The organism is Agromyces mangrovi (genome assembly GCF_030296695.1).
GTDB lineage: Bacteria > Actinomycetota > Actinomycetes > Actinomycetales > Microbacteriaceae > Agromyces > Agromyces mangrovi.
The window spans coordinates 1,241,747-1,253,433 of sequence record NZ_AP027737.1 but is presented as its reverse complement, the minus strand read 5'-3'; the positions used below and the strand labels follow the sequence as shown (position 1 = coordinate 1,253,433).

At 73.8% G+C, this 11,687-nt stretch carries 10 protein-coding genes; 6 read left to right on the top strand and 4 right to left on the bottom strand.

The genetic code is table 11. The annotated features are described in order from the left end of the window. Nucleotides 1-2 precede the first annotated feature (2 nt). Nucleotides 3-452, top strand: a complete 450-nt coding sequence (locus QUE38_RS05920; protein ID WP_286310678.1) for a hypothetical protein — start codon at nt 3-5, stop codon at nt 450-452. 131 nt (nt 453-583) lie between these two features. Here the strand turns inward: QUE38_RS05920 and QUE38_RS05915 are convergent, their stop codons facing one another. Continuing rightward, nucleotides 584-2,764 (bottom strand): heavy metal translocating P-type ATPase, encoded by a 2,181-nt coding sequence (locus QUE38_RS05915; RefSeq protein WP_433996947.1) that lies wholly within the window; start codon nt 2,762-2,764, stop codon nt 584-586. A 114-nt stretch (nt 2,765-2,878) separates the two neighbouring features. Here QUE38_RS05915 and QUE38_RS05910 point away from each other — a divergent pair, with 114 nt between their 5' ends. The 5 genes from QUE38_RS05910 (at nt 2,879) to QUE38_RS05890 (ending at nt 6,974) form a co-directional block, all read left to right on the top strand. Continuing rightward, nucleotides 2,879-3,355 carry an NUDIX hydrolase gene (locus tag QUE38_RS05910; protein WP_286310676.1) on the top strand — a complete coding sequence of 159 codons (477 nt, stop codon included), beginning with the start codon at nt 2,879-2,881 and terminating at the stop codon, nt 3,353-3,355. Nucleotides 3,356-3,465: 110 nt separating this feature from the next. Next, nucleotides 3,466-4,440 (top strand): Rossmann-fold NAD(P)-binding domain-containing protein, encoded by a 975-nt coding sequence (locus tag QUE38_RS05905; RefSeq protein WP_286310674.1) that lies wholly within the window; start codon nt 3,466-3,468, stop codon nt 4,438-4,440. Next, a complete protein-coding gene (locus tag QUE38_RS05900) occupies nt 4,437-5,453 on the top strand; it encodes an arginase family protein (protein ID WP_286310672.1) in 1,017 nt (338 codons plus the stop codon). The genes QUE38_RS05905 and QUE38_RS05900 overlap by 4 nt, the downstream gene beginning before the upstream one ends. Nucleotides 5,454-5,583: 130 nt before the next feature. Then, nucleotides 5,584-6,069, top strand: coding sequence for a SixA phosphatase family protein (locus QUE38_RS05895; RefSeq protein ID WP_286310670.1), 486 nt, complete (start codon nt 5,584-5,586; stop codon nt 6,067-6,069). A 116-nt stretch (nt 6,070-6,185) separates the two neighbouring features. Next, nucleotides 6,186-6,974 carry a CPBP family intramembrane glutamic endopeptidase gene (locus QUE38_RS05890; protein ID WP_286310668.1) on the top strand — a complete coding sequence of 263 codons (789 nt, stop codon included), beginning with the start codon at nt 6,186-6,188 and terminating at the stop codon, nt 6,972-6,974. A 21-nt stretch (nt 6,975-6,995) separates the two neighbouring features. Here QUE38_RS05890 and hutI read toward each other — a convergent pair whose 3' ends face one another. The 3 genes from hutI to QUE38_RS05875 form a co-directional block, all read right to left on the bottom strand. After that, entirely contained in the window at nt 6,996-8,243 is a 1,248-nt protein-coding gene (hutI, locus tag QUE38_RS05885; RefSeq protein WP_286310666.1) for an imidazolonepropionase, read from the bottom strand. A gap of 4 nt (nt 8,244-8,247) precedes the next feature. Continuing rightward, the gene (gene hutU, locus QUE38_RS05880) at nt 8,248-9,957 is read right to left on the bottom strand and encodes a urocanate hydratase (RefSeq protein WP_286310665.1); all 1,710 of its coding nucleotides are present in this window, start codon (nt 9,955-9,957) and stop codon (nt 8,248-8,250) included. 78 nt (nt 9,958-10,035) lie between these two features. Beyond that, nucleotides 10,036-11,664 carry a M23 family metallopeptidase gene (locus QUE38_RS05875; RefSeq protein WP_286310664.1) on the bottom strand — a complete coding sequence of 543 codons (1,629 nt, stop codon included), beginning with the start codon at nt 11,662-11,664 and terminating at the stop codon, nt 10,036-10,038. Between the last annotated feature and the right edge of the window lie 23 nt (nt 11,665-11,687).

Genomic DNA, 11,687 nt, shown 5'->3' with positions numbered 1-11,687 from the left:
TCATGGTGAAGGGGGTCGCCATGGAGCGCACCGAGACGGATGTCGACGCATTCCTGGCGTCGCTCGAGGGGGAGCGCGGCGAGGCGATGCGCGTGCTCGATGCACGGATCGCGCGCGAGTTCGCGGGGCTCGAGCGCGTGCTGTGGGAGGGCGTGTTCTGGGGCGGCACCGAGCAGCGCATCATCGGGTACGGCGCGATCACGCAGCCGCGCCCGCGCGGCGCCGACGTGGACTGGTTCCTCGTGGGGCTCGCCGCGCAGCAGCAGCACGTCAGCGTCTACGTCAACGCGGTCGACGACGGCGCGTACCTCGTCAAGACGTTTGCGCCGCGGCTCGGGCGCGTGAAGGTCGGCTCGGCCGCGGTGAGCATCACCCGGCTCGACGCGTTCGACCTCGACGCGTTCGACGAGATGATCCGTCGCGCGCGCGAGGTCACACCCGACGCGCGCTGACGCTCCCGCCCGCTGTCCCGCCGCGGCACGTGCCCGGTTCCCGGGCCAGTCGTCGGCGAGCGGGCCAGCCGTGGAAGGCTGGCCCGCTCGCGCCAGACTGGCCGGGTCGCCCGGCACGTGCCGGGTCGCCCCTACCGGGCAGTCACCGGCTCGCGCTCCTCGCGGGTCGCCGCAGGCCGGCCGCCCTCGCGGTCGAGCACGGCGCGGGTGGAGACCTCGGGCCGCAGGTCGAGGCGGCGCAGCAGCTGCGCGTTGACCGCGACCACCACGGCCGACGCCGACATGAGGATCGCCCCGACCGACATCGGCAGCACGAACCCGATCGGCGCGAGTACGCCCGCCGCGAGCGGCACGGAGACCAGGTTGTAGCCGGCCGCCCACCAGAGGTTCTGCTGCATCTTTCGGTACGACGCACGAGAGAGCTCGATCACCGAGATCACCGAGCGCGGGTCGGACGACGCGAGCACGACGCCCGCCGACGCGATCGCCACATCGGTGCCGGCGCCGATCGCGAGCCCGACGTCGGCCTGCGCCAGTGCGGGCGCGTCGTTCACGCCGTCGCCGACCATCGCCACGCTCCGGCCCTCGCGCTGCAGCGTCGCGACCCGGTCGGCCTTGTCCTCCGGACGCACCTGCGCGAACACCCGGTCGATGCCGAGGTCGTCGGCGACCGCCTGCGCGACCGGCTCGGCGTCGCCCGTGATCATGACCACGCCGATGCCGAGCGCGTGCAGCGCGTCGATCGCCTGACGCGACTCCTCGCGCACCTCATCGGCCAGCGCGAGCGCTCCGACGACCTCGCCGTCGGCGACGACGTGCAGCACGGTCGCGCCGCGAGCGGACCAGTCGGCGGATGCCTCGAGCGGCGCCAAGCCCTCCTCCTCGAGCATCGCCGGGCCGCCGACCCGCACCGTGCGGCCGTCGACCGTGGCGCGCACGCCCACCGCCGGCGCGGAGGAGAAGTCCGTCGCGCGCGGCACGTCGACGCCGTGCTCGTCGGCGTGCGCGACGATGGCGCGGGCGAGCGGATGCTCCGAGTCGGCCTCGGCCGCAGCCGCGATCGCCAGCACCTGGTCGGTGTCGTGGCCGTCCGCCGCGGCGGCATCCGTCACCGTCGGCTCGCCCTTCGTCAGCGTGCCCGTCTTGTCGAAGAGCACGGTGTCGATGGTGCGCATCTGCTCGAGCGCCATGCGGTCGGTGACGAGCACGCCGCCCTTCGCCGCGCGCTCGGTCGCGATCGAGACGACGAGCGGGATGGCGAGGCCGAGCGCGTGGGGGCAGGCGATCACGAGCACGGTGATGGTGCGCACCACGGCGTCGTCGGGGCTGCCGACGAGCGTCCAGGCGATCGCCGTGATGACGGCGGCGCCGAGGGCGAACCAGAACAGCCAGCCCGCGGCGCGATCGGCGAGGCGCTGGGCGCGCGAACTCGACGCCTGCGCGTCGGAGACCAGTCGCTGGATGCCGGCGAGCGCGGTGTCGTCGCCGACAGCCGTGACCCGCACGCGGATCGCGGTGTCGGTCGCGACGGTGCCCGCGACGACCGTGCTGCCCGGGCCGCGCGAGACCGTGGTGGATTCGCCCGTGATCATCGACTCGTCCATCTCGGCGGTTCCCTCGGTGACCTCGCCGTCGGCCGGCACCCGGCCGCCAGGGCGCACGACGACCACGTCGTCCACCGCGAGGTCGGCGGTGGAGACCGTCTCGGTACCGTCGTCGGTCACGCGCTCGGCCTCGTCGGGCAGCAGCGCGGCGAGCTCGTCGAGGGCCGACGACGCCTGCATGATCGAGCGCATCTCGATCCAGTGGCCGAGGAGCATGATCACGATCAGCAGCGCGAGCTCCCACCAGAACTCGAGTTGGTGGTCGAGCAGGCCGAGGCTCGCGCCGAGCGACGCGACGTAGGCGACCGTGATCGCGAGCCCGATGAGGAGCATCATGCCGGGCGACTTCGCGCGGAGCTCGCCGACCGCGCCGGTGAGGAACGGCCAGCCGCCCCAGAAGTACATGACGGTGCCGAGCACGGGCACGATCCAGGCGACCAGCCCGGTCGTCGGCACCTCGTAGCCGAGGAGCATCGCGAACATCGGGCTCAGCGCGACCGTGGGCACGGCGAGCACGAGCATGATCCAGAACAGGCGACGGAACTGGCCGACGTGATCGCCGTGGCCACCGTGCCCGCCGTGGCCGGAGTGCGTGTCGTGGCCTTCGTGCGCCGCGTGCTCGTGGTGCTGGTGCGCCTCGTGCTCGTGCATGTCGTGCTCGTGCGTGTCGTGCTCCGTGCCGGCCTGCGGCTCGTGTGCGTGTGCCATGATCGCTCCCTCGCTTCGCAACCTATACCCCTAGGGGTATCAGTCAACGCCAACGCGAACGCCTCCCCCGATGTTCCCGCGATCCGCTCCGGATGTCTCCCCTACGCTCGGACCATGCCCATCCCCGACTTCATCGTCGACCTGCGCCGCTCGATCGGCACCGCTCCGCTCTGGCTCTCGGGCGTGACCGCCGTCATCATCCGCGACGACGAGGTGCTGCTCGGCCGTCGCAGCGACAACGGCCGGCTCGCACCGATCTCGGGCATCATCGAGCCCGGTGAGGAGCCCGCCACGACCGCCGTGCGCGAGGCGCTCGAGGAGGCGAACGTGCAGGTCGAGGTCGAGCGCCTCGCCTGGGTGCACACGACCCCCGAGATCACGTACCCGAACGGCGACCGCACCGCGTACCTCGACCTCACGTTCCGCTGCCGCTACGTCTCGGGCGACCCGTACCCGGCCGACGGCGAGGCATCCGAGGTGTTCTGGCATCCGCTCGCACGCCTCGACGAGCTCGACGACATGCCCGACGACCAGAAGGCGCGCGTGCGCGCTGCGACCTCCGACGAGGTCGCAGCGCGATTCGAGGCCTGATCACCGCCCGAGACGCGGGCAGGGTCGAGCGGATGCCCCTGGGCGGCCGGTCGGTCGGCCCGGCGGAGACCGTGCTGGCGCGGCATCCGCTCACCTGCTCTGATGGGGGGATGGAGATCCTCATCCTGGGCGGCACCGCCTGGCTCGGGCAGACGATCGCGGCGACGGCGCTGGAGCGCGGGCACACGGTGACCTGCCTGGCGCGCGGCGAGGCGGGCGCGGTGGCGGACGGCGCGGAGCTCGTGGCATCCGACCGCAGCGCACCCGGCGCGTACGACGCCGTCGCCGGGCGCGACTGGGACGCGGTGTTCGAGGTGTCGTGGCAGCCGGGCTTCGTGCGGGACGCGGTGCGCGCGATCGGGCCGCGAGCACGGCACTGGACGTACGTGTCGTCGGGCAGCGTGTACGCGCGCAACGACCTCGCGGGCGAGGGCGAGAGCGCCGAGCTGCTCGCGCCGCACGACGGCGACACGGCCGACATCGAGGTGTACGGCGCGGCGAAGGAGGCGTGCGAGCAGGCGACGGCCGAGGTCGTCGGCGACCGGCTGCACCTGTCGCGCCCGGGCATCATCGGCGGGGCCGGCGACCACACCGGGCGTTCCGGCTACTGGGTGCGGCGCGCCGCGCGCGACCCGGAGGCACCGCTGCTCGTACCCGACACGCCCGCCGCCGCGACCCAGGTGATCGACGTGCGCGACCTCGTCGCGTGGCTGCTCGACGCGGCGGAGCAGGGCATCGCCGGACCGTTCAACGCCGTCAGCCCGATCGTGCCGTTCGCGCACTGGGTCGAGGACTCGCGCGAGGTCGGCGGGCACATGGGCGAGGTCGTGCGGGTCTCGTCGGAGTGGCTCGTCGAGCAGGAGGTCGGCCCGCTCGAGTTGCCGTTCTGGCTGCCCGGCGACGGCACCGCCGGATTCTTCTCACGATCGGTGTCGGCGGCCGAGGCGGCGGGCCTCAGGTTGCGGCCACCTCGCGAACTGCTCGAGAGCGTGCTCGCGTGGGAGCAGGCCGACGGGCTGCACGCCGAGAGACGGGCCGGCATGAGCGCCGAGCGCGAGCGCGAGCTGCTGGGGCGCATCGCATGACCGGGCCCGCGCTGTCGCACGACCCGCTCTGGCCGCGCGCGGGCGACTGGCCGGCGGCGGATGCCTCGGGTCCCGACGACCGGTTCGACCTGGCGCTCCTCGGCGTGCCCGCGTTCCGCACCTCGCTGTCACCGACGCGCGCCGACACGACGCCCGCGGCCGTGCGGGAGGCGCTGCGCCGGTACAGCCCGGCGCTCGTGCCCGACCGGCGGCACGAGGGGTCGGCGGCCGAGGTCGAGCACCGTGCGACGCGCTCGGGGGTGCACGTGCACGGGCATGCGGGCGCGCGTCGGCCCGAGGCATCCGCCCCGCTCGACCTGGGTGCGATGCGCTGCGTCGACCTCGGCGACATCGACGAGCCCGACGGGGAGGCGGGGGAGGCGGCCACGGTCGCCGCGGTCGCGGCGGCCCTGCGACGATCGTCGACCCTGATGGCGCTCGGCGGCGACAACTCGGTGACGTACGCGACCGCGCTCGGGGCGTGGGGTGATCAGCTCGGGCGGGCCGGACTCGTCACGATCGACGCGCACTACGACCTGCGCGACGGCGTCTCGAACGGGTCACCCGTCAGGCGGCTCGTGGAGGCCGGGCTCGACCCGGCGCGCATCGTGCAGATCGGCATCGCCGACTTCGCGAACTCGGCTGCGTACGCGCGGCGGGCGGCCGACCTCGGCATCACGGTGATGCACCGCGACGAGCTGCACGGGCGTCGACCGGCCGACGTCATGGCCGAGGCGGTCGCGATCGCGGGGGTCGGCGGCGGACCCGTGCACCTCGATGTCGACGTCGACGCGTGCGACCGATCGGTGGCGCCGGCGTGCCCGGCGTCGGTGCCCGGCGGACTCCAGGCGTGGGAGCTGCGGGCGCTCGTGCGTGCGGCGGGCGCCGACGTCCGGGTGCGCACCGCCGACCTCGTCGAGATCGACGCGACGACGGATGCCCCGGACGGACGCACCGTGCGCCTCGCCGCGCTGTGCGTGCTCGAGTGGCTCGCCGGGGTCGCGCTCCGCTGAGGTCGGCGCGCCGGCGCCGGTCGCGACGGCGCCGGTCGCGACAGCGCCGGTCGCGACCGTGCCGTGCGCGTGAAAGGATCTGCGTACCACCGCGGCGCCGGGCCGCGGATCTCGGCGAGGGGAGCAGGCCGTGAAGACGCTCATCCTGGTGCGGCACGCGAAGTCCGACTGGGGCGACGCACGCCTCGACGACCACGAGCGTCCACTGAACGAGCGCGGTCAGCGGGATGCCCCCGAGATGGGCCGGCGACTCGCCGAACGCGGGGTCGTGCCCGACGCGATCCGGTCGAGCACCGCGGTACGGGCGCGCACCACGGCGGCGGCGCTCGCCGAGGCGCTCGGCCTCGGCGCGGAGCGGCTCGTGCTCGAGGAGCGGCTCTACGGGGCATCCGCCGCAACCCTTCGCCTCGTCGCCGAGGAGTTCGACGAGTCGGTCGGCACGGGCATGATCGTGGCCCACGACCCGGGCATGTCGGATCTGGCATACGCCCTCTCGGGCTCGATCGGCCGCATGCCGACGTGCGCGGTCGCCGAGTTCGACTTCGACGTGACGCACTGGGCCGAGACGGTCGCGGCGATCCCGGTCGACGTGCGCCTCGACACCCCGAAGGGCTGACACCAGGCCCGGGCGCGTTCTCGAGCGGCCCTCGGTTCTCCACAGGGGCGCGCGCGCGAACCGCCCGACTGCGATCGCCGCTATGGTCGCAACCAACACCCACCCAAGGAGCACCAGTGCGCGTCAAGCCCAAGTCGTGGATCGGCCTCGTCGTCTTCCTCGCCTACCTGATCCTCATCATCGGCGTCCAGCTCCTGCTGGGGATCGACTACCTCCGTCTCGGCGAGTCCGAGTCGTCGATCCTCAACTGGATCGTCATCCCGCTGGCCATCGGAGCGGTGTTCCTCGTCGTGGCCACGACCTTCCTCGGCTGGTGGCGGCCCGTGCTCGTGGAGAAGCAGCGCGCGCCGCGGTGGCTGATCATCCCCGGCGCGCTCCTGGTAGTCGCGTCGGTCGCGATCATCATCCTGAGGGGCTTCGAGGGGTTCACCCCGACGATGGTGCTCTACCTGGCCCTCGGCACGCTGCTCGTCGGGTTCTGCGAGGAGCTCGCGACCCGAGGCGTCCCGATCGTCGGCTTCCGCGGCAGCGAGCTGACCGAGACGAAGGTGTGGCTGTTCAGTACGCTGCTGTTCGCGGGCATGCACCTCGCCAACTTCTTCACCGGCGCCGGCCTCGGGGTGGTCCTCCAGTTCTTCTTCACCTTCGGCGCGGGCACGGTCTACTACCTCGTCCGTCGCTCCTCCGGCTCGATCGTCTGGGCGATGCTCGTGCACGCGCTGTGGGACTTCGCCACCGTCGGCGGCACCGATGACCCGCTCCTCGCGTCGCTCATCCTCTTCGGCAAGATCCTCGCGGGCGGGCTCGCGCTCCTCTTCGTGATCATCTACCTGAGCAAGCACAAGGGGCAGAAGGTCGCGCAGTACGGCGGTGAGACCGCGCCGAAGCCGGCGCCCGTCGGCTGACGTGCTGGGGCGGGTGCTGCCCTACGCCGGCGCGCCGTCCTTCCAGACGCGGCGCACGAGCGGCACGCCCGGCCGGTAGGCCAGGTGCACGTGGCTCGGTGCGGCGAGCTCGACGAGGTCGGCCCGCGCGCCGGGCCGGATCGCGCCCACGTCGTCGCGCCGCAGCGCAGCCGCCCCGCCGGCGGTCGCCGCGTGCAGCGCCTCGCCCGGGGTCATGCCCATCTCGCGCACCGCGACCGCGATGCAGAAGGGCATCGAGCTCGTGAAGCTCGACCCCGGGTTGCAGTCGCTCGCGAGTGCCACGCGCACGCCCGCGTCGATGAGGCGGCGTGCATCGGGATACGGCTGCCGGGTCGAGAACTCGACGCCGGGCAGCAGGGTCGCCACGGTGTCGGATGCCGCGAGGGCGACCACGTCCGCATCGGACAGGTACGTGCAGTGGTCGACGGATGCCGCGCCCAGCGCGACCGCGAGCCCTACCCCCTCGCCCGGGCCGAGCTGGTTGCCGTGCGCGCGCACGCCGAGACCGCGGGCCGCGCCCGCCTCGAGCACGCGGCGCGACTGCTCGGCGGTGAAGGCGCCGCGCTCGCAGAACGCGTCGATCCAGCGCGCGTACGGGGCGCAGGCGTCGAGCATCGGCCCGACGACCAGGTCGATGTACTCGTCGGGGCGGTCGGCGTACTCGGCCGGCACCACGTGCGCGCCGAGGAAGGTGACCTCGGGCGTGACCTCGGCTGCGAGGCGCGCGAGCCGCTCCTCGTCGGCCACGGTGAGCCCGTACCCGGTCTTCACCTCGAACGTCGTGGTGCCCTGCGCGCGAAGCTCGGCGACGAACCCGGCGAGCCGGGCCCGCAGGTCGTCGTCGCTCGCGGCGCGGGTCGCCGCCACGGTCGAGCGGATGCCACCGGCCTCGTACGCCCGCCCGGCCATGCGGGCCGCGAACTCGTCGGCTCGGTCCCCGCCGAACACGAGGTGCGTGTGCGAGTCGACGAACCCCGGCACGAGGCATCCGCCCGCCAGGTCGACCACGTCGACCGGATCGTCCCAGAGCTCGCGATGCTCCTCGCCCTCCTCGCGGTCGTCGCGGCCCGGGTGCCGGGCGACGCGCTCGCGCGCGTGCGTGTCGGCGCCGACCCAGGCGATGCGGTCGCCGTCGACCAGCACGGCGGCGTCGCGCACGATGCCGAGCGGCCCGCCCTCGCGCCCCGGCGCGGGATCGTTGGTGACCAGCTCCCCGATGCCGACGAGCAGCATGCGATCGCGCCGCATCGCGTCAGCCGTCCAGCATGGGGACGCGGAGGCCGCGCTCGCGGGCGACCTCGACCGCGCGGTCGTAGCCGGCGTCGACGTGGCGCATCACGCCGGTGCCCGGGTCGTTGACGAGCACGCGCGCGATCTTCTCGGCGGCGAGCTCGGTGCCGTCGGCGACGACGACCTGCCCGGCGTGGATCGAGCGGCCGATGCCGACGCCGCCGCCGTGGTGCAGCGACACCCAGGTCGCGCCCGACGCCGTGTTCAGCAGCGCGTTGAGCAGCGGCCAGTCGGCGATCGCGTCCGATCCGTCTGCCATCGCCTCGGTCTCGCGGTAGGGCGAGGCGACCGACCCCGAGTCGAGGTGGTCGCGGCCGATCACGACCGGCGCCGACAGCTCGCCCGACGCGACCATCTCGTTGAACCTCAGCCCCGCGAGGTGCCGCTCCTGGTAGCCGAGCCAGCAGATGCGCGCGGGCAGCCCCTCGAAGTGCACCTGCTCGCCCGCCTGCGTGATCCAGCGGCGCAGGTGCGCGTCGTCGGGGAACAGCTCGAGGATCGCCCGGTCGGTCGCCGCGATGTCGGCCGGGTCGCCCGAGAGCGCGGCCCAGCGGAACGGGCCCTTGCCCTCGGCGAACAGCGGGCGGATGTACGCGGGCACGAAGCCCGGGAACGCGAACGCCCGGTCGTACCCGCCGAGCTCCGCCTCGCGGCGGATCGAGTTGCCGTAGTCGAACACCTCGGCGCCCGCGTCCTGGAAGCCGACCATCGCGGCGACGTGCTTCGCCATCGACGCGCGCGAGCGCTCGGTGAAGCCCTCGGGGTCGGATGCCGCGAGCTCGCGCCACTCCTCGACCGAGACGCCCTCCGGCAGGTATGAGAGCGGGTCGTGCGCACTGGTCTGGTCGGTCACGATGTCGATCGGCACGCCGCCTGCGAGCAGCTCGTCGAACACGGTCGCTGCGTTGCCCACGACGCCGACCGACAGCGCCTCGCCCGCCGCCTTCGCGGCGAGCACGCGCGACACCGCGGCGTCGAGCGACAGGGCGACCTCGTGCAGGTAGCCGTGCTCGACCCGGCGGCGCAGCCGCGTCTCGTCGACGTCGACGATGAGCACGGCGCCGCCGTTCATGGTCACCGCGAGCGGCTGTGCGCCGCCCATGCCGCCGCACCCGGCGGTGAGGGTGAGGGTGTGCGCCAGCGAGGCATCCGTCACGTGCACCGACGCGTCGAGGCCCTCGGCGAGTGCCCGGCGGGCGGCGATCGACCGCGCGACCGCGCCGAACGTCTCGTAGGTGCCCTGCAGGATGCCCTGGGTGCCGATGTAGATCCACGATCCGGCGGTCATCTGCCCGTACATCGTGAGCCCGAGCTGCTCGAGGCGGCGGAACTCGGGCCACGTCGCCCAGTCGCCCACGAGGTTCGAGTTCGCGATGAGCACGCGCGGCGCCCACTCGTGCGTGCGGAACACGCCGACCGGCTTGCCCGACTGCACGAGCAGCGTCTCGTCGTCGGCCAGGTCGCGCAGGGTGTCGACGATCGCGTCGAACGCCTCCCAACTGCGCGCGGCCCGACCGGTGCCGCCGTAGACGACGAGGTCGTCGGGGCGCTCGGCGACCTCGGGGTCGAGGTTGTTCATGAGCATGCGCAGCGGCGCCTCGGTCTGCCAGCTGCGCGCGGTGCGATCGGTGCCGCGCGCGGCGCGCACGGTGCGGGGCGAGTGATCGGTCATGTTCCGATCACACACCGGCGGGTGGGCCTGCGGTGAGCGGATGCCTCGGAGGTCGTCCGGGATCCCGGACGCATCGGGTCAGCCCCCGAAGTTCCCGAGGAAGGCCGACCCGAGGACCACGCCGCGCGCCTGCATGAACGGCACCGCGTCGATGGCCGTGTTGTCGAGGCGCACCTCGTAGTGCAGGTGGCATCCGGTCGATGCGCCCGTGCTGCCGACCGCGGCGATGGTCTGGCCCGCGACGACCTCGTCACCGGGCGCGACGAGCGAGGAGCCGGTGGCGAGGTGGGCGTAGCCGGTCGAGACGCCGTCGCCGTGCTGGATCAGGATCCAGTTGCCGTAGGTGCCGTTCGGGCCGACCTGCACGACGATGCCGTCGGTCGCCGCGAAGACGGGGCTCGCGCAGGCGCTCGCGATGTCGGTGCCGCGGTGGAAGTCCTGCACGCTCGGCAGCGGCTTCACGGGGCGGTGGCCGAACCCGTCGGTGAGGTAGCCGCTGGCGGGTGCCGACCAGCCCTGCTCGCTCAGCTGGCCGGAGTCGGTGGGGAGGTTCTCGAACTGGAAGGCCGTGGTCGTGTTGGCGAGCACGACCTCGTTCGCCTCGGCCTCCATCTCGTCGCGGGCGTCGTCCACGGCGTCACGGGCGTCGTCGACCGCGTCCTCCGCGTCGGCGACGGCCTGGCGAAGGGCGGGGATGCCGACTGCGTCGACGGCCTCGTAGGCGGCGTCGGCGCGAGCCTGGGCGCGGTCGGCCGCGTCGCGCGCGGCTTCGGCGAGCTCGGCGAGGGCGGACACGTCGGCGGTGAGGCCCGACACGCGATCGACCGAGGAGAGGCCGCCGAGCAGGTCGGATTCGGTGTCGAAGAGCACGTCGAGCGCGCTCGTCGAGGTGTCGAGGCTGCCGCGCACCGCGTGCAGGTAGAGCCCGGCGACCTCGTCGGCCTCTGCGGCGGCCGCGTCGGCCGCGAGCTGGAGCCGATCGGCGACGGCCTGCGCGCGCTCGACCTCGGCGAGCCCGGCGGCGAGCGCGTCACGCGCGTCCTGGAGCGCCGAGCGGGCGTCGACGAGGCGCTGCTGCGCGGCGACCAGTCGGGGCGAGGGGCCGGCGTCGACCGTCGTGCGGATCGTGCCGGTGCCGGTGAACAGCAGCGGCTGGTACAGCGAGTAGGAGTACGAGAACGGCGACGGCGGTGCGACGGGGCTCGGGGTCGGGGTGGGCGACGGCGTGCCGCTCGGCGACGGCGTGCCCGTGGGTGACGGCGTGCCGGTGGGCGACGGGGTGCCGGTGGGCGACGGCGTCGGCGTTCCGGTGGGCGTCGGAGTGGGCGTGCCGGTGGGCGACGGCGTCGGCGTGCTCGTCTCCTCGGGCGGCGCCGGCGGGGTGCCGGTCGGGCTCGGGGTGGGCTCGGTGGTCGGCGTCGGCGTGGACGTCTCGGTCGGCGTGGGCGTGGACGTCTCGGTGGGCGTCGGCGACGGGTCCGGCGAGGGCGTCGAGGTCTCGGTCGGCGCCGGACTCGACGTCTCGGTGGGCGCAGGCGTCGGCGTCGCGGTCGACTCGGTCTGCGTCTCGGAGGTGCCGGTCTCCTCGGCGGCAGCGAGCGGGGCGCCGATCAGCACGAGCGCGGCGGCCGCGAGGCTCGCCGTGACAGGGAGCGACCGCCGGCCGTACCTCAGCCGGCGGTGTGCGTCGCCTTCACTGGGTGCCACTGTGCACATCTGCCTATCGTCGG